Annotated in this window: 18 protein-coding genes; 5 read left to right on the top strand and 13 right to left on the bottom strand. The window is 34.9% G+C overall.

Going from position 1 to position 19,128, the window contains the following annotated elements; genetic code table 11:
- Position 1: 1 nt before the first annotated feature.
- The gene (locus ACSHW7_RS06085) at positions 2-1,288 is read left to right on the top strand and encodes a glycosyltransferase family 4 protein (RefSeq protein ID WP_435678442.1); all 1,287 of its coding nucleotides are present in this window, start codon (positions 2-4) and stop codon (positions 1,286-1,288) included.
- Between the two features lie 63 nt (positions 1,289-1,351).
- On the opposite strand, the gene ACSHW7_RS06090 is transcribed toward ACSHW7_RS06085, so the two are convergent.
- Positions 1,352-2,620, bottom strand: a complete 1,269-nt coding sequence (locus tag ACSHW7_RS06090; protein ID WP_435678443.1) for a hypothetical protein — start codon at positions 2,618-2,620, stop codon at positions 1,352-1,354.
- 452 nt (positions 2,621-3,072) lie between these two features.
- Positions 3,073-5,856, bottom strand: a complete 2,784-nt coding sequence (gene uvrA / locus ACSHW7_RS06095) for an excinuclease ABC subunit UvrA (RefSeq protein WP_435678444.1) — start codon at positions 5,854-5,856, stop codon at positions 3,073-3,075.
- 253 nt (positions 5,857-6,109) lie between these two features.
- On the opposite strand from uvrA, the gene ACSHW7_RS06100 reads away from it, so the two are divergent.
- Positions 6,110-6,694 (top strand): RNA polymerase sigma factor, encoded by a 585-nt coding sequence (locus ACSHW7_RS06100; protein ID WP_435678445.1) that lies wholly within the window; start codon positions 6,110-6,112, stop codon positions 6,692-6,694.
- A 258-nt stretch (positions 6,695-6,952) separates the two neighbouring features.
- Here the strand turns inward: ACSHW7_RS06100 and ACSHW7_RS06105 are convergent, their stop codons facing one another.
- Positions 6,953-7,609 (bottom strand): endonuclease III domain-containing protein, encoded by a 657-nt coding sequence (locus tag ACSHW7_RS06105; RefSeq protein ID WP_435678446.1) that lies wholly within the window; start codon positions 7,607-7,609, stop codon positions 6,953-6,955.
- A 42-nt stretch (positions 7,610-7,651) separates the two neighbouring features.
- On the opposite strand from ACSHW7_RS06105, the gene bcp reads away from it, so the two are divergent.
- Positions 7,652-8,107 (top strand): thioredoxin-dependent thiol peroxidase, encoded by a 456-nt coding sequence (bcp, locus tag ACSHW7_RS06110; protein ID WP_435678447.1) that lies wholly within the window; start codon positions 7,652-7,654, stop codon positions 8,105-8,107.
- An 87-nt stretch (positions 8,108-8,194) separates the two neighbouring features.
- Here the strand turns inward: bcp and ACSHW7_RS06115 are convergent, their stop codons facing one another.
- Positions 8,195-9,655 (bottom strand): TonB-dependent receptor, encoded by a 1,461-nt coding sequence (locus tag ACSHW7_RS06115; RefSeq protein WP_435678448.1) that lies wholly within the window; start codon positions 9,653-9,655, stop codon positions 8,195-8,197.
- A 79-nt stretch (positions 9,656-9,734) separates the two neighbouring features.
- Here ACSHW7_RS06115 and ACSHW7_RS06120 point away from each other — a divergent pair, with 79 nt between their 5' ends.
- Positions 9,735-10,511, top strand: a complete 777-nt coding sequence (locus tag ACSHW7_RS06120) for an MBL fold metallo-hydrolase (RefSeq protein ID WP_435678449.1) — start codon at positions 9,735-9,737, stop codon at positions 10,509-10,511.
- Between the two features lie 78 nt (positions 10,512-10,589).
- Complete coding sequence (locus ACSHW7_RS06125) at positions 10,590-11,087, top strand: hydrolase (RefSeq protein ID WP_435678450.1); 498 nt, start codon at positions 10,590-10,592, stop codon at positions 11,085-11,087.
- Here ACSHW7_RS06125 and ACSHW7_RS06130 read toward each other — a convergent pair.
- From ACSHW7_RS06130 to ACSHW7_RS06170, 9 genes are all read right to left on the bottom strand, one after another.
- Positions 11,084-11,740 carry an alpha/beta hydrolase gene (locus ACSHW7_RS06130; RefSeq protein ID WP_435678451.1) on the bottom strand — a complete coding sequence of 219 codons (657 nt, stop codon included), beginning with the start codon at positions 11,738-11,740 and terminating at the stop codon, positions 11,084-11,086. The genes ACSHW7_RS06125 and ACSHW7_RS06130 overlap by 4 nt on opposite strands.
- Before the next feature lie 68 nt (positions 11,741-11,808).
- Entirely contained in the window at positions 11,809-12,129 is a 321-nt protein-coding gene (locus ACSHW7_RS06135; protein WP_435678452.1) for a DUF4870 domain-containing protein, read from the bottom strand.
- 71 nt (positions 12,130-12,200) lie between these two features.
- Positions 12,201-12,518 (bottom strand): hypothetical protein, encoded by a 318-nt coding sequence (locus tag ACSHW7_RS06140; RefSeq protein ID WP_435678453.1) that lies wholly within the window; start codon positions 12,516-12,518, stop codon positions 12,201-12,203.
- Entirely contained in the window at positions 12,518-13,771 is a 1,254-nt protein-coding gene (locus tag ACSHW7_RS06145; RefSeq protein ID WP_435678454.1) for a dihydroorotase, read from the bottom strand. The genes ACSHW7_RS06140 and ACSHW7_RS06145 overlap by 1 nt, the downstream gene beginning before the upstream one ends.
- A 10-nt stretch (positions 13,772-13,781) precedes the next feature.
- Positions 13,782-15,707, bottom strand: a complete 1,926-nt coding sequence (locus tag ACSHW7_RS06150; protein WP_435678455.1) for a BatA domain-containing protein — start codon at positions 15,705-15,707, stop codon at positions 13,782-13,784.
- A gap of 43 nt (positions 15,708-15,750) precedes the next feature.
- Positions 15,751-16,653, bottom strand: coding sequence for a sensor histidine kinase (locus tag ACSHW7_RS06155; protein WP_435678456.1), 903 nt, complete (start codon positions 16,651-16,653; stop codon positions 15,751-15,753).
- A gap of 24 nt (positions 16,654-16,677) precedes the next feature.
- The gene (locus ACSHW7_RS06160) at positions 16,678-16,950 is read right to left on the bottom strand and encodes a hypothetical protein (RefSeq protein ID WP_435678457.1); all 273 of its coding nucleotides are present in this window, start codon (positions 16,948-16,950) and stop codon (positions 16,678-16,680) included.
- A 53-nt stretch (positions 16,951-17,003) separates the two neighbouring features.
- Positions 17,004-18,218, bottom strand: coding sequence for a sensor histidine kinase (locus ACSHW7_RS06165; protein WP_435678458.1), 1,215 nt, complete (start codon positions 18,216-18,218; stop codon positions 17,004-17,006).
- Positions 18,219-18,339: 121 nt separating this feature from the next.
- Positions 18,340-19,104 carry a TIGR02757 family protein gene (locus tag ACSHW7_RS06170; protein WP_435678459.1) on the bottom strand — a complete coding sequence of 255 codons (765 nt, stop codon included), beginning with the start codon at positions 19,102-19,104 and terminating at the stop codon, positions 18,340-18,342.
- Between the last annotated feature and the right edge of the window lie 24 nt (positions 19,105-19,128).

Genomic DNA, 19,128 nt, shown 5'->3' on the forward strand with positions numbered 1-19,128 from the left:
CATGAAAAAAGCGCTCATCATTTGCTACTATTGGCCGCCTGCTGGAGGTCCGGGAGTGCAGCGATGGTTGAAATTTGCAACTTATTTAAAGGATTTTGATGTAGAACCGATTATGTACGTTCCTTCAAATCCAGAATACCCCATCGTTGATGAAGCAATATTGAATGAAGTTCCTAAAGGAATTACTGTTTTAAAAAGGCCCATTAGTGAGCCTTATAAATTTGCAAAAGTCTTTTCAAAAAAGAAAACCAAAACTATAAGCAGTGGGATTATATCAGAAAAAGAACCTAGTTTGATTGAAAAGTTGATGCTTTACATACGAGGTAATTTTTTTATTCCAGATGCTCGAGTGGGATGGGTCAATCCTTCGGTTGCATATTTAAAGAAATATATTTCAGAAAATAAAATTGATGTTGTCATTACTTCTGGGCCTCCGCATAGCTTGCATTTAATTGGTTTAAAATTAAAAGAAGCCATTGGCATAAAATGGATTTCAGATTTTAGGGATCCTTGGACGACCATTCATTATCATAAATCATTACGACTTAGTGAAAGCTCGGCTAAAAAGCATAAAGATTTAGAATCCAAAGTACTAAATAGTGCAGATCAGATTATCGTAACGAGCCCTTCTACAAAGGAAGAGTTTATACAAATTACCCAAAAACCCATTACAGTTATTACAAATGGTTTTGAGCCACACAATTTACAACCTGTAATGGACACCTCTTTTACTTTGGCGCATATTGGCTCGCTATTAAGTGAACGTAATCCCATTATATTGTGGAAAGTTCTTGCTGAAATAGCTTCAGAACACGAGCAATTTAGAGAAGATTTAAAAATAGTGTTGTCTGGAGTAGTGAGTGAAGATGTGCGAGAAAGTATATCGCAATTTGGACTTTCAAAAAGCTGTATTCTTACGGGTTACGTCTCTCATAAAAAGGCGTTGCAGTTGCAATGCAATGCGCAAGTATTGGTATTACTTGAAATAGATAGCCACGCTACAAAAGCAATAATCCCAGGAAAATTATTTGAATATATGCAAGCAAAGCGACCTATCATCGCGATTGGACCAGAGGGTAGCGATATGTTCGGGATATTAAAAGAAACAAAAGCTGGAAATTCTTTTACTTCGGAAGATAGCCGAGCTTTAAAAAGTCAGTTAATTACGTATTACAAACAATACCAGAAGGGGGAATTGAATGTCATTTCAGAAGGGATTGAAAAATACAGCAGAAAATCCTTAACAGAAAAGCTTGCAACCTTAATCAAAACGACCGTAAGTTTTTAAAAAGCGAAACCCCCGCAAACATAAAGTCCTGCAAGGGGTTTCTTACTAACCAACCAAAAATTCTTATTGTCCGCGTCCTCTTGTTGCAGTTGAACGTGACGTATTTCTTGAACTACTTCTGTTAGCACTAGAACTTCTAGACTTTGATGTTCTAGCCGCAGTCGCTTTTCGAGGCGATGAAGTTCTTGAAGTTCTTGCTGTACTGCGCTGAGATGTTGGAGCGCTTTTACGAGCAGTAGTATTTCTCGATGCAGAACTCGACTTTCTCGAAGTTGTATTTCTAGTAGTAGTTTTATTACTTCTAGGAGTAGAATGTGTTGATGTCTGTGCAATACGTCCCGTATTCTCTCTTTTTGCAGTTGTGCTTTTTCTAGCACTTGTTGCTCTGGAGGAATTGGATGCAGTTGCTACTTTTCTAGTTGTTCTTGCATTGTTGTTATTAACGTTACTAGAAGATGCAGCTCTATCATTTCTACTATTGCTTGTTGAACGTGCTACTGCCTTAGTATCTCTTGCAGTTGCTGTTCTTCTGGCATCCGTAGTTCTTGTATTTGCTCTTGCATAACCATTATTTCGACCGTGTTCAGTTACCATTGAGTTACGACGGTTTGATCTATAATCTCTATTTACCGTACTTCTTCCATCTCTATAGTGCACGCGGCTACCTGGTGCGTAAAAATCTCTTCGACAATTAGTATAGGCAACTCTATGTCTATTGTTATAATAATTTACGTGTGTATAGTAATTATATCTAATTGGCGAATAATATCTTCTGTAAGGGACGTCCCAAACAATACAACTAGCAAAAATAGGTCTTACATAAAATGTGTGCCATGGACGAAAAATATACGCACGGTTGTAAACATTAATATATCCTGTGCTGTAGTCATAATAGCCGTAGTTATTGTAATGGATGTTCAAACCACCTACGCGAACTAAACGCCTATCGTTATACTGAATATCTACATTTCCTGCCTGAACAATACGCCCAAACTCGTCATAATATATTTCAACTTCTTCCACTTGGATAACCGCACCGTAATCATCGTACTGTACATAGGCTTCAAGGTCACGTCCTGTATTAAAACTCACTTGCCCATTAGGAGATGAAATTGTTACTTGTGTTCCCGTTTGAGGACCTACATAAACAAAATCAAATTGACCATCAGGGAATACTGAAAATTCAACAGTCCCTTCTGTAAAAATATAGGCTTTACCGTCATAACGGCTATTGATCTCCATGTCGCTTGTGGACACATTTTTGGTCGGTGTCGCGCTTGCTGTCATTCCTACTAAAAGGAAACTGAATAAGAGTGTTGCTAAATTTTTCATATCTAAAAGGTATTAAAGTACTAGCTAAATTTCTAAAGTGAGCTTTGTACATTTATAAATAACCAACGACCGTGCCAAAAAATAGAATACCCTATTTATAAGGGTTTAAGCGTGGTATTTTTCGGAAATCTGTTGGGTGGAAGCGCTAGTCTTTGTTTAATATTTAAACTAGATAAAAAAAATTAAATCTAATTTCTGAAATTTCTTCATTGAAATTTTGTGATGCCTTTACAATTCGGAAAGCTATTTTTATTTAATTTTTCATTTTAAAAAAACTCCATAAAAATAGAATCCGCCAGCTTCGAGAAGAAGTGACGGATTCTAAAACTAACCAACCAAAAAATTATAAACTTTTCTTTTTCATAGCAAATCCATTATTCCTAATTGGGTTTAATAGAATTTGATTCTATAATTCTATTTACAAGCATCGTGCCAAAAAATGGATTGCATTATTAAAGTTTCTCCTTAAGATAAGCAGCCGTGTATGATGTTTTGTTTTTTGCGACTTCCTCAGGTGTTCCTTCAGCAATTACTTGACCTCCTTTAATTCCGCCATCAAGCCCCAAGTCTATAATATGGTCTGCACATTTAATTAAATCAAGATTGTGCTCAACAACTACGAGCGTGTGGCCTTTGTCCAAAAGTGCATAAAAAGAGGCAAGCAACTTTTGAATATCGTGAAAGTGAAGTCCGGTAGTAGGTTCGTCAAAAATGAAAAATGTTTTGTCTTTTGTTGTTCCTTTTACTAGAAAAGATGCCAACTTTATCCGTTGTGCTTCACCTCCGGAGAGGGTAGAGGAACTTTGACCCAATTGTACATAACCCAATCCTACGTCTTGCAATGGCTGGAGTTTGGTTATAATTTTCTTTTCATTGTTTTCTGTAAAAAAGGTAATCGCATCGTCTACAGTAAGGCACAAAATATCGTCTATGTTTTTACCATCAACTTTAACTTCAAGGACTTCCTTTTTAAAACGTTTTCCATTGCAAGTATCACATTCTAAATGAACATCTGCCATGAATTGCATTTCGATGGTTACTTCGCCTTCTCCTTTGCAAGTTTCACAACGTCCGCCATCTACGTTAAAACTAAAATGTTTTGCTTTGTACCCTCGAATATCGCTTAACTTTTGATTTGCGTATAAATTTCTGATGTCATCATACGCTTTAATATAGGTAACCGGATTTGATCGGCTAGAACGACCAATGGGGTTTTGGTCAATAAACTCAACGTTTTTAATATTGCTGAAATCTCCTTTCAATTCTGAAAACTGCCCGGGCTTTTCACCATAGCCGCCCACTTCTCTTAAAAGCGCCGGATATAAAATTTTCTTTACCAGAGTACTTTTACCACTTCCCGAAACGCCTGTTACCGCTGTAAATGCTCCTAAAGGAAATGTAGCGTCAATATTTTTTAAGTTGTTATGCCTTGCACCAATTACTTTGATGGCACTTTTTGGCTTTCTTCTTTTCTTCGGAACTTCAATTTGGAGCGTTCCGTTCAAATAGCCAGCGGTGAGGGAATCGGCTTTTAAAATTTCAGCAAAAGTACCTACGGCGACTACATTTCCGCCGAAAGTTCCTGCTTCGGGACCAATATCGATAATCTCATCTGCGGCTTTCATGATGTCTTCATCGTGCTCCACAACAATAACTGTGTTTCCTAAATCACGTAACGACTTTAAAACCTCGATGAGGCGTTCCGTATCTTTTGGGTGCAAGCCAATGCTGGGCTCATCGAGAATATACATAGAGCCAACGAGACTACTACCAAGGGAAGTGGCGAGATTAATACGTTGCGATTCTCCACCCGAAAGTGTGTTGCTTTTTCTATTGAGTGTTAAATAACTTAACCCCACATCCATTAAAAAAGAGAGCCTGTTATTGATTTCCAAAAGCAATCGTTTTGCAACGGTTGTGTCGTATTCGTTTAGTTTCAAGTCCTTGAAAAAAGTGGCAACTTCATCGAGTGGTAATTCCACTAAATCCTGCAATGGCACTTTATTGATTTTCACATAACCAGCTTCTGGACGTAGGCGTTTTCCATTACATGTGCTACATTTTGTCTTTCCGCGATAGCGCGATAACATGACTCTATTCTGAATTTTGTAGCTTTTAGACTCTAAGAATTTGAAGAATGTATGCAATCCTTCAAAATGTTTGTTTCCGTCCCAAACCAATTGTTTTTGCGCTGCCGAAAGTTCAAACCACGGTTTATGAATGGGAAAATCAAATTTATAGGCGGCATTTACAAGTTGATCGCGATACCAACTCATACTTTCGCCACGCCATGGGAAAATGGCGTTTTCAAAAATGGAAAGTGCTGTGTTTGGAATTACTAAATCTTCATCAATGCCAATAACATCGCCATAACCTTCGCATGTTGGGCAGGCTCCGTAGGGATTATTGAAACTAAATAAATGAACATTAGGTTCAAGAAATGTAATTCCGTCGGCTTCAAATCGATTATTGAATTCTGTTTGAATAGGTTTTTCTTCGGAAATATCTTCAATAATAAGACTTCCTTTTCCTTCATAAAATGCCATTTGAATAGCATCCGCAAGACGATTGTAGAAATCTTCGTCATCTTTTGTAATTACACGGTCGATAACAAGTTGTACGTTTTTTGGAAATGTTTTTCCTTTTATCTCATCAATACGTAAAACTTCCGAAGCTATTTTAACACGTGAAAATCCTTGTTGTGCCAGCGCTTGTATTTTGTTCTCCATTGTTCGTCCTTCTTCTAATATAATAGGAGTGAGGAGGAGGAGTTTTTGACCTTCGGGATACATTTTAATGTGTTTTATCACATCACTTACAGTATCTTTTTTAACTTCTTTACCACTTATAGGCGAATATGTTTTACCTATTCTTGTGTAAAGTAATTTGAGGTAATCGTAAATTTCGGTAGAAGTCCCAACGGTTGACCTTGGATTTGTAGCATTAACTTTTTGTTCAATGGCGATTGCTGGAGCAATACCTTTAATGCTGTCAACTTTAGGTTTATTTAATCTTCCAAGAAATTGTCTAGCATACGATGAAAGGCTTTCAACATAACGTCTTTGTCCTTCTGCATATAAAGTGTCAAACGCTAAACTGGATTTACCACTGCCTGAAAGTCCAGTGATAACAACAAGTTTGTTGCGGGGAATAACAACGTCAATATTTTTTAGATTGTGCAATTTTGCACCTTTGATAATTATATTTTTTTTAGCGTCGAGAGTGTCTGTATCCAATGTAGTGCCCTTGTTTTAAGTAGAATTTTGCAAAGATAACACATCCATCAAAGCTACGCACATAGCAGGATTTTATATTTTTTTTAAGAATAGTTCCTTGTTTTTTTGGTATTGTTTAAAGAATAATATTATATTTACCCCTTACAACGACATAAACTAAATTTATTGCCTATAGCATACAACTACTTTTTTACAATTTGAAAAACAGCTAAACAACCAAAAGTCATAGTTGTTTATTTTAAAAAGTATTGATATGAAGCAAAGCAAATCTACTGATGCAGTTTTAGTGTCGTCTTACCTAAAAGGTGAGGAGTCTGCACTTTCCATTCTAATTACAAGGCACAAGCAAAGAATTTACAGTTTTATCTATTCAAAAGTTTTTGATAGAGATGTAGCTGAAGATGTCTTTCAGGATACCTTTATTAAAGTGATTAATTCGCTTAAGAGAGGAAAATATAATGAAGAGGGTAAATTTTTACCATGGGTAATGCGAATTGCTCATAACTTGGTTATAGATCATTTCAGAAAGAATAATCGTATGCCCAAGTTTGAAAACAATAGCGATTTTAATATTTTTTCAGTGCTTTCTGACAATACATTGAATGCTGAAAAAGGCATGATAAAAGAGCAGGTTGAAAGTGATGTTCGTCGCTTAATTGAAGAGCTCCCAGATGACCAAAAGGAAGTCCTCATGATGCGTATTTACAGAGATATGAGCTTTAAGGAAATTAGTGAGCAAACGGGAGTGAGTATAAATACTGCACTTGGAAGAATGCGTTATGCACTCATTAATTTACGCAAAGTAATTGATAAACATAACATTGTGTTGACAAACTAATATTTAAGGCATACAATAAAGTAAATTTTGTGTCGTTATCTTGATAACAATAACCTCAAAATTAAGCTCTATGCCAAAAATGTACTCTAAACCCTCACGTCCGGAATGCGTGAATGAAAACTTGGTTCCAAAAGAAGAAACTATAAAATTTCTTCTGGATTACTCTAAGGCTTTAAGTGTTATAGATTACCAAAACCTGAAGTTTGAAGCACTTCTAAACTAAACTTTGGAAAACCCGAAATGAAAATTTCGGGTTTTTTATTTTTTATATTTATAGTAATCTGCCAGTACTGTTTTTCTTCCTATAGTTTTGGTGATAATATCTTTTTCGAGATTCCATCCGCGCGCTGGCGAATATTCTCTACCGTACCATATTATCTGTAAATGTAAATCGTTCCAAATTTCAGAAGGAAATAGGCGTTTTGCATCTTTCTCAGTTTGTGTTACATTTTTACCATTGGTAAATCCCCAACGATACATTAATCTATGAATATGTGTATCGACTGGAAATGCTGGCACACCAAATGCCTGCGAAACAACAACACTTGCTGTTTTATGGCCTACTGCAGGAAGTTCTTCCAATGCCGCTAAGTCGTTGGGGACTTTTCCGTTATGTTTATCTATAAGTATGTGAGAGAGTCCATGAATTCCTTTGCTCTTCATTGGAGAAAGTCCAACCGGTCTTATGATATCTCGAATTTCTTCAACGGTCATTTTTATCATATCGTAAGGATTATCTGCACGATCAAATAATAATGGAGTTATTTTATTTACCCGAACATCTGTACTTTGAGCAGACAGTAAAACGGCAATCAACAATGTGTACGGATCTTTATGGTCTAAAGGTATTGGAATTGTAGGATAAAGTTCATTTAACGTATTAATAACAAAATCTACCTTTTCCTGCTTGTTCATATTGCTTATTTTTAAAGAATAGTATAAAACAAAAATAAAACAATGAATACATTAAAAGCAGGAGATGCGGTGCCTAATTTTACCGTGAATGATCAAGATGGAAATCCCATTTCTTTAAGTGATTATAAAGGAAAAAAATTGGTTGTTTTTTTCTATCCAAAAGCAAGTACACCAGGCTGTACGGCAGAAGCTTGCAATTTGAGAGATAATTATACCGAATTACAAAAACAAGGATATTCCATATTAGGCGTAAGTGCCGATTCTGAAAAAAGGCAATATAATTTTAGAAATAAATATGAGTTTCCATTTCCATTATTGGCTGATGAAGAAAAGGAAGTGATTAATGCATTTGGTGTCTGGGGAAATAAAAAATTTATGGGAAAGGAATATGATGGCATTCATCGTAAAACTTTTTTAGTGGACGGAAATGGAGTTGTAGAGCGTGTAATTGATAAAGTAAAAACAAAAGACCACGCGGCACAGATATTAGAGGCTTAGACTTAAGTTGAAGACATTAAAAATCCCAAAACGAAAATTCTGTTTTGGGATTTTATTTTTAGGTATTTTCTTTTAATTACTAAATAATTAAAGCTCTGCGTCAATTTCTTCCGCATCAACTTCACAGCTAAAAAGATGCTTTTCTTTGATTAGCTCTGATACTCCTTTAGGTAACATTTCTTCCCAACCTTCTTCGTTAGTTTCAATTTTGTGGAGCACTTCTCTAGAAAAGATGTTCATAATATCTGGATTGTAATTTTCAATATCAACTACTTTTCCGTTGTATTTAAAGAATTTATACAATTCTTTCATTCGCGGATGTACTTTGAGATTTTCACTTGTTGTATATTTTCCAGTTTCCTCATCTTTCATGGGATATAGATATACTTTTAGGTCCTTAAAGAATAATTTTCCAAAAGCTTCCAAGATTCCGCCACTTAAATGGCGGTAGTATTTTTCATCAAAAATGTCAACGAGATTGTTTACTCCCATCGCGAGGCCTAAACGCATTTTTGTATATCTGGAAAAGTATTCAACAAGTTTATAATATTCTTGGAAATTTGAAATCATCACCGTGTGACCCAAAGAGCATAATAATTTTGCTCTATCCATAAAATCCTCTTCATCAATCTCGCCTTCTGCACGAAGGTTTGACAGCGTAATTTCAAATATTGTCTCAGTTAATTCTGGGTCAACTTTTGACTCTGCTACAAACATTTTATGCGATTTTTCATACATATCAATGTTTACCTTTGTAACAGGTCTAAAACTTCCGCGTAGCGCTAGCACATTTTTCTTATACAGAATTCTTGCTGGTAAAATATTATTCCCGTCAGGACCAAACATAACCGCCTCGGTCATTCCATTTTTAATAAGCTGTAAGCTCATCAATCTATTATCAACTTTTTCGAATAATGGTCCAGAAAAGTTAATAGTATCAATCTCTATTTTGTCCTTGTCGATATGGTCATATAAATATCTAAGTAACTTTTTAGGCTCATCGTGTTTATAGAAAGCGCCATAAATTAAATTTACACCTAGTGTTCCCAGTGTATGTTGTTGTAACAATGCTTCATTTTCATGGAAGCGAACGTGTAAAATTATTTCGCTATATGCTTCTTCTGGGTCTGTTTGATATCTAATACCTACCCATCCATGACCTTTATACTTTTTAGCAAAATCAATAGTTGCTACTGTATTTGCGTAAGAAAAATATAATTTATGTGGGTGCTTCTCACGACTAATGCGGTCCTCTAGTAATTTCATTTCGTGATTAAGCATCTTTTTTAAACGAGCTTCTGTCACATATCTTCCATCTTCTTCAATACCATAAATTGCATCACTAAAATCTTTGTCGTAGGCCGACATTGTTTTGGCAATAGTACCAGATGCACCACCCGCTCTAAAAAAATTACGCACCGTTTCTTGACCAGCGCCAATTTCAGCAAAAGTTCCGTAGATATTCTCGTTGAGATTGATACGTAGCGATTTATTCCTTATGGATGGAATTGCTTCAAATTCCTTATCTCCTTTAATAGTTTCTGGCATAGCATTTTTTAATTTACGACCATAACAAAGGTAGTGAATACAATAGGTAAACAAAAAAAATACGACTATTTTTGTGCAAATGAAATCGCTTCTCAAAGTCACTTTTTTAGGCACAGGAACTTCACAGGGAATCCCAATTATTGGGAGTAAACATCCCGTATGTTTGAGTACAAATTTAAAAGACAAAAGACTACGCGTTTCAGTCTTAATAGAATGGGAGAATACGGCAATTGTGATTGATTGTGGACCTGATTTTAGACAACAAATGTTGACAGAAAATGTGTCAAAAGTAGATGCTATTTTACTCACCCACGAGCATAGCGATCATACTGCCGGGATTGACGATATACGCCCATTTTGTTTCTTGCAAGGTGATATTCCATTTTATGCTACGCAACACGTATTCAATGCTTTACATCAGCGTTTTGGCTATATTTTTAAAACTGAAAACAAATATCCCGGAGCCCCATCAATTGTTGAAAATTTGATACACAATGAGCAAACTTTTAATCTCTTCGGAAAAGAAGTGACTCCCGTAGAGGTATTGCACAACAAACTGCCGGTTTTAGGGTTTAGGGTAGATGATTTTGCATATTTAACGGATGTCAAAACTGTGGCTGAAGCCGAAATATTAAAACTAAAAAACCTTGAAGTTTTGGTTGTAAATGCGTTACGGATTGAACCACACCAGTCACATTTCAACTTAGAAGAGGCGCTTGAATTCATAAAAAAGATAAATCCGAAAAAAGCCTACTTAACACACATTAGCCATTTACTAGGATTTCATGAAGAAGTGGAAGCGCAACTGCCAGATAATGTTCATCTGGCCTACGATGGTCTTAAAATCAAAATATAATTGAGAATGAACAGCAAGTTTCCGAAGCTATCAAAGGATTTAAGTTTATTTAAAATCAATAAATTAATTCTTTAAAAAATGAGAAAAAGCATTTTTATGTACCTGTTTTTCTTTGCAGTATTGTTCATCCTATTTCAATATGCAAACGAAAAGTCAATTTTTGAAAATCAAGAGAAAAAGATTAACATTCTTACAGAGAAATTAGAGAAATCAAAGTCAGAAATAGATTCTTTAAGTAACATCCAAATCGGAGGCGACTATTTTAAACTTCAAGGAAACGATAATGCTATGGAATATATCGAGCGTTTGGGGTTAGATGCAACAAAAGTGGAGCAGATGGTTTCAGATAAAATATATGATCAAAATGGTGCACCCAATGGAAATCCGTTAATTGAATATAAAGGAGCGAAAGGAAATATGCGTTTTAATAAGTTGAAATTTTTAAACCACCGCTGGATTATAGCCGATTTCTCTGACGGTCAAAATTGGGGTGAAATGATTATAGAATATTTCTTCGATGAGAATAATGAATTGACATTAACTCCTGTAAGTTCTTTATTATATAGTAGCAATTAATGCTTTTCCAGCCAAGTTTTCAATTCGTAAAAATTTTGAGGAGCAACTCCGTGTCCTACAGGAAACTCTGAGTATTCGCAGGGAATGTTTAACTTTTTCAAAAACGGCTGTGTCTTTCTTGCCCAATCAATGGGTAATACTTGGTCAACCGTGCCATGGCTTGTGTAAACACTTAGGTTTTTATAGTCGTTTTCTGAATAGCCCTCTTTTAAGAGTTCTTCATTTATGTAACCGCTTAGCCCAATTACATTTTTCACCTTTTCTGGATAGCTCAAAGCCACAGCAAAACTTAAAATAGTACCTTGACTAAAACCTAACAAGGTAACATTTGAAGCATCTGCTTTATATTTTTCTACGATTTCATCTATACAATTAGAAATTAAATCTCTTGAAGCAATTGCTTGTGGGATGTCACTAAACTTACCATCGGCTGCATCAAAATAGATATTATACCATGCATTTCCGTAGGGCTGCATTGGAATTGGTGCTTTTAAAGCGATAATATGATACGTGTCTGGCAACTCTGCCGCAAACGAAAAAAGGTCGTTTTCATCACTCCCAAAACCGTGTAATAAAATAATTACTGGAGCATTATCGCTCGTTACTTTTGGTGCTTGATAATTATGTTCTAATTGTAAGTTTTGTTTCTGCATGTTACAAAAATAAAAGATGCCACAACGAGTATGGCATCTTGATATATAAAGTTTTTATAATTTTTTAATTATAGACCCGCAAACCACTTTTGGAAGTGTTCACCAACGATTGGAACAGGTTTTTCCTCTTCATTAATTGCGCCAATAATTCCTAAAATCCAAAGAACAAGCGTTCCTATTTGTAGAATTCCTAGCAAACCAACTCCCGTAATCGATATTAAAATTGAAATAGAAAGTCCAACGAGCATAATACCGAGCATTTGCCTAATGTGAAATGTAGCCAAACTCGTTTTGTTTCCGTTATTCATTATTAGGGCTATTATCCATCCAATTAAAGTGATGTACGCAATAATAGCAACAGTTTTTCCTTGGTTAGGTACTTGTTCCATGTTGTTTTTGGTTTAATTGTTAATAGACTAAAGATAGCTAATTATGGTAATTATTTAGATGTTGCCTATTATTAATTTAAGAATACAAACCACTGTTGAAATTTCTCACTCAAATAAGGAATTGCGGGTTTTCTGTTTTGCAATACCGTTATAATTGAATAAATCCATAATCCAAATGCGAGCCACCAAAGAATATCTCCAAACAGCGGATTTACCGAAGCTGCAATCACTTGCGAACAAATAAGTAAAATAAATAACCCAAACATATTTTTAATGTGAATGGTTGCAAATTCATCTTTTTCCTCGCGATTCATATAAAATGCGATTAGCATCCCAATGAATGTCATATAGGCAATAATCGCTTTCTTTTTTCCATCAGGTTTTTCCATTATGCGTTAAGGACTAATTTGTTGTTCGAAATAATTCCGTAAGCCTTTCCTTTCATTCGTTGTCCTATCATTGCTGCATTTGTAGAAGTGGATAGAATATCATTTAAGTTAAATTTCCACGAAACATTCGGATTAAAAAGCGTTAGGGTAGCGGTATTTCCTTCGGAAATTTTAATAGATGGAAGATTGAAGACTTCATTTCTAGTGAGCGCATGTATCGTTGTCTCTAAATCTGTTACACTATTTAAAGTTCCAAAACAACTCTCTAAACCTATGCTCCCAAACATAGCATGGTCAAATTCTATTTTTTTATGCTCAATGTCAATTGGGTTATGGTCGCTTGTCACCATGTCAATTGTACCTTCTTTTAAGCCTTTTAATAATGCTTTTACGTCTTCATTAGTACGCAAAGGTGGTGTTACTTTGTAGTTTGTGTCAAAAGTTTCTAAAGTATCGTCTGTGAGTGCCAGGTTATTTATGGAAACGCTACACGTGATATTCAATCCTTTTTTCTTTGCTTCTTTGATGAGTGCCACAGATTCTTTGGTCGAAATAGTTGGTATGTGCAAAGTACCTCCCGTGTATTCAAGAATATATAAATCTCTTGCCACTTGCAAAGACTCGGCTAATGAGGGAATCCCTTTTAAGCCTAGTTTTGTACTGTTAATAGCCTCATGCACAATTCCCTTTGGGGAAATAGCATTTTCCTGCGGAAATGACTGCACCACACCGCCAAAATTCTGCACATATTGTAATGCAATCTTCAGTAAATTGGGGTTGATAACGGGCTGTTTGTAATCATAAAACGATGTTACTCCAGCACTGTTCATATCGAACAACTCTGCTAAATCTTCACCATTGCTTTGTCTCGTCAAGCAACCTAACGGATGCACATTTACGGCATTCCCTTTCGCACTCGCCTTTAAAAAATTGATAGCGCCTTTATTATCAGGAACTGGTGAAGTATTCGTGTGGATTGCAACGTCTGTAAATCCACTGGCTGCAGCTACTTTAAGTCCGTTTTCAATGGTTTCTCTTTCTTCAAATCCAGGTTCTCCAAAACTCACGCCACTATCAAACCAACCTCTAGAAATATGAAGGTTGTCTAACGACAGTTCTTTGATTTTCTTTTCAGAAGTAATACTCGAGGCGATTTTTTTAATCACGCCATTTTCAATCAACACATCTCTTTTTTTGAGATGGTGCTTACTCTCTTTGTCAACAATGGTAGCAGCTTTTAATAGCACATTCATAGGCAGCGTATTATCGTTTTACAAATTTTAAAATGAACATTTCGGCCAGCAAAAACAGAAAGGCACCAATGACAAACCATTTCCAAAATTGGTTGATATTATTCTCTTCAGCTATAGAATCAAATAGATTTGAAATGTTAGAATAGGTCGCTACGCCATCCCAAGTATCAACATCAGCATATTGTAAATTGCTCTCGTTTCTAGAATAATTATAGCTCACATTTTCAACAAATTCCTGTTTCTTTTCTATACTGAAAGTCCCCGAAACCCTAGGATTATCATCTGTTGAGATAAGTACTTTATTCGCCTTTTTTTGTTGCAATGGAATAAAACTATTTACGCTATCGCGAATGGTTAAAATTTCATCTTGTATCAAAGAAACGGGAACGGCAAATCGGGTAGGAGTGCCCACCTCATAATACAATCGAGGCAATTGCAAACTCGTGCGCGCAATATTGTAAAGTGTGGGCACGATGAGTGGCGAACTGATAAAATTTGAGTTCGCATCATTAAATGCCGCTGTTGCCAAGAATGCGTTTCCACTATTCAAAATGAACGGTTTTCCGTCTTCATATTTTAAAATGGGTGTTGCCAGCGAAGTGGTTTCGTAAAACGAATTTACTTTGGGATATTGAAAATTAACTACTCTTTTTTCAAATACGTCAGCATATATTGGATGGTCAAAAACAATCTGGGTAATATTCTTCTCTTGAGTAATTTCTTCGGAAATAGAACCTATACTTAATTCTTTAAGTAGCGTGTTGTAACTTTCAATATTGCAGTCTATTGACGGAATTATTAAAACACTACCCCCATTATCTGAAAAGGCTTGCAATGCTGCCGTAAGTGAAGCAGGGATTTCTTTTAATTCATTTAAAATAATGCAATTCTGCTCTGGTATGATACTGTAATTTAAACTTCTAAAATCTTGTCTAGTGTATTCAAATTCCTCCTCATTGTACATGCGTTGCAGGAAATCTGAGTTAGCTTCATTGATAGAAAGAATTTTTAATTTGGTAGGCTTATTAATGCTGAAATATAAATCATTGTCATAGGTAAGTCCAGCATCGGTAATGCTTAAATGTCCTTTAAAACCTTCGGTGTTTTCAAAACTGAAATTTACTTTTTGTTGTTTTACTTCTGTAAAATCAACAGCAGATTTTGCAACCAATATATTTCCGTTAAAGAGTGAAACTGAAACAGTATTTTCACTATCGCTCTTCGCAGAAAGCAACACTTCTAAGTCTATTTTATTGCTGTTTTTTGACACCACGTAAGCGCTGTCGATGGAGATATTTGTGATTGCTTGTGGCTTTAATTGCACAGCATCTACTTTGTAATCGCCCATTATGGACGGAAAAGCCTCTTTTAGTTGAAAGTCTGAAATATAAATTATTCTTTTGTCAGCACTTTGGTCTTTGCTAAAGAGCTGTTCTGCTTTTAGTAAAACTTCGGTGGGTGTTAATTGCTTGTAGGAATATTCGGTTTTTAAAATTTCAGACTTAAAACTAGCCGAAGTAGCATTTTTTTTTGAAGTTGTATTTGTAAACCAACTTATCTTTGATCCCTCTTTTATTTCTGAAAATATATCTTGAATAGCACGCTGCATGAGCGGGCCGTTGGCTCCCTTAGCTTCCATGCTAAAGGAATTGTCTAAATATAGAACAGTTTCTTTATTAGCATTCAACGCTGTTTTTGAAGCACTAAAAGGTTGGGCAAATGCAAATATAATGCAGGCTAGTGCCAGTAGTCGCATTAACAATGTCAACCACTTTTTTAATTGCGAACTTTTTCTTGTTTGGATATCAACCTTTTTAAGAAAGGAGACATTTGTAAAATCAACTTTTTGAAAGCGTCTAAGTTGAAATAAATGAATTAAAATAGGTATGAGCAGTAAAAAAAGTGCGTAGAGTAGTTCTGGGTGTTTAAACTGCATTGTGTTTTAATATTGCACAAATATAAAGAACGGATTTCAAACTTTATAGTTTCTTTACGGTAAAGGTGAACGTGGATCCCACACCTTTTTCTGACGTCACATGAATAGTACCCCCTAGTTTTGTTACTAGGTTTTTAACAGTGGCAAGGCCAATACCGGAGCCTTTTTTACCATGTCTGTCTTTTTCGTCAATGGTTTTGAATATCTCAAAAATGAGTTCTTGATCGCGCTCGTCAATGCCATTTCCATTATCAATTACTGAAAAAGTATAAAAAGCATCATTTTGTGAAAATCTAACCTCTACCTCTGGGGTTTCTTTTTGATTATATTTTAGGGCGTTACCTACTAAATTTAGTAGTATTTGAGTAAGGGCAGGTTTATTTACAAATATGTTTGAATCAGTTTTATCGTACTTAAAAACGGAATGATCAACAAATAGCATCTCTTCGATATCATCAAATATTGAATTTAAAGAAACTTCTGTTTGCTGTTCGTCAACCAACTCATCAGATTTATAAAACAAAAGCATTCCATCAATATAATCTCTTAAATGATCCGAAGACTCTTCAATATAATTGAGATATTCAAGACCTTGCGGATCAAATTTTTCAATGTATTCATCTTTAAGTAATCGTGATAGGGAAGTAATATTTGCCAGTGGGGATTTTAAATCATGACTTACGAGTCCTGCAAATTGTTTTAAAGTATCATTACGTTCCTCAAGTAAAAGTTTTGTTTGGTTTAATTGTAGGTTACTTTTATTCAATTCAAAAAGTTTCATTATTTGTTTTGACAAAAGAAGGAGTGTGCTTTTTTGGTCTTCTATGAGTTTTCTTGGTTTTCTATCAAATACACAAAGTGTGCCTAAAGCATAGCCATTAGAATCGACTAAAGGTACCCCAGCATAAAACTGCATTCCCATTTTAGTAACCGTTGGATTATCCACAAATCTAACATCTGTTTTGGCGTATTATACAATAAATATAGGATTGTCTTCTAATATTGCATGACCACAAAAAGAAGTGCTTCTAGGAGCTTTGTTAAATTCAATACCGTAATGAGATTTTAAAAAATTATTTTGGGTATCAAGGAGCGAAACCAATGCGACAGGAATATCACAAAAATTTGCCGCTAAGCGAGTAATATTATCGTAATCTTCTTCAGATAATGTATCTAAAAGGCCGTAAGATTTGAGAGCTGCTAAACGCTTTTCTTCATTTTCGGGGAATTTGGGAGCAATCATAAGTGATATTAAGGGGCCGACAAATATAATTTAAAAACTTTAAATCAATAGAGCTAAAAATTTCTTGCTATTGTAAAATTAAAAGTAGTTCCTTTTTCCTCGATTGACTCTACATTTATATTTCCGCCCAGGCTCATTACTATTTTTTGAACGGTTGATAGTCCTATACCGTTACCTTTATTTCCGTTTCGGTCTGTATTCCCTATTGTCGTAAATAACGTAAACACATCATTTAGTTTCTCTTTAGGAATTCCAACACCATTGTCTGTTATTGAAAACTCATATTCTTTTTCTTTTACAAGGGCATTAATGTTTATAATGATTTTTTCTTTGTCATTATATTTCAAACTATTGGCAATAAGATTGAGAAAAATTTGCTCTAAAGCAGACCTATTGCAATCAAGCTCAATGTTATCTTCTGGAAAGTGTATCTCACAATCAAGCTTAATATTTAAAAGGTCAATAATTTCTTCTAATAATTGATTTAAATCAAAAGATGAATCGTCCTGCGAAAGATTATCACTTTCATAATGGTCCAAAAGTCCCGTGATATAGTCGCTCAATGTAAATGATGATGATTTTAAATAATCTAAATAAGTATTGGCTTGCTTGTCCAATAAATTTCCATATTTCGCTCTCAAAATATCTGCCGTGACAATGATATTTGCTAAAGGCATTTTCATATCATGTGAAACCACCCCAGCAAAATTCTTTAAAGATTCGTTTTTCTTTTCAAGTTCTTCCTTTGCACTTAAGAGAGAAATATTCGCCTTATGAAATTCAATCAATTTAATAACTTGTTTTGAAAGTATCTGCAAACCTTCAATTTGTTTTTCTGAAATATGGTTGGGTTTAAAATCAAGCACACATAATGTACCTAATCTAAAACCTTGTGAATCCACCAGACAAATTCCAGCATAAAATTGAATTGAATTCTCTTCAATATTTGCAAATGGATGTTTACTCAATTTTTTGTCATTACGTATATCTTCTAAAACAAACGTATTGTCTTCATGACCCACTGCATAACTACAAAATGACTCATTGCGATCTGAAGTACAAATATCCATTCCCTTTGTTGCTTTAAACCACACCTCTTCTTTATCAACTAGAGAAATTAGTGCGACAGGCATATCGGTTATTTGACATGCCAATTCTGTAATTTGTTCAAAAGCAGTATCATTTGTCTTTGAATGTAATATTCTATAACTATGGAGTGCCTCGAGCCTTGCAGTTTCGTTATCTGGGATTACTGGTAATGGAATCATAATGATACTTATTATAATAAATTGGCTTTTGAGACTAGAAGTAAATGTACTTAATAAAAAATATATTATTATGAAATGTTAAATTATTTATCTTTTTATAGTTTAAATGTTAAACTAAATATTAAAAACGTTCAAAAGCGCCCAAGCCAAAGAGTGCAAAATCATATTTTACTGGATCTAGTGGGTCAAATCTCCGTAATGCTGCGTCTAGCTCATTCAAAGCTTTACCATCATTTTGCTTTCGTTTTAAAATTTTTAATTTTCTTGCAATCCCGCCACTATGAACATCTAGGGGGCAGGAGAGTAGTGATGGTGATATTGAATCCCAAAGTCCAAAATCAACCCCAGTAGTATCATTTCTTACCATCCACCTTAAAAACATATTTATACGTTTTGCAGCGCTATTTTTTAACGGGTCGCTTACATGTTTTTGACTTCGAAGTAAATGTGGAAGTCCAAAAAAGGTTTTTTTAAATGCTGAAATTCCAGGTTGTAATGAACTTTCTGTTCTATTTTGAGCAAATACGTTTTCTAATCCATTGTGATTTGCATAAATATTTTGCAATGCCTTAAAAAAGTAATGCAAATCATCTTCATTAAAAGTGCGATGCACAAAACCGTTTAGGAATTTTTTATGTGCTTCCGTATAATTTTGAACAAAATCAAATGGCGAATTTCCCATTATTTGCAACAGTTTATTGCCATTATTAATAATGCTCGTTCTGTTTCCCCAAGCAATGGTGGCAATCAAAAAACCTGAAATCTCAATATCTTCCTTGACAGAAAATTTATGCGGAATTTGAATAGGATCTGTCTCTATAAAGTCCAGCGTATTATATTGTGCTGCCTTTTCATCAAGAAATTCTTTGAGTTCTTTTTTGTTCATTTATTTTTAATGAAAAAATTTAAA

It is taken from the genome of Patiriisocius sp., assembly GCF_051252435.1.
GTDB lineage: Bacteria > Bacteroidota > Bacteroidia > Flavobacteriales > Flavobacteriaceae > Patiriisocius.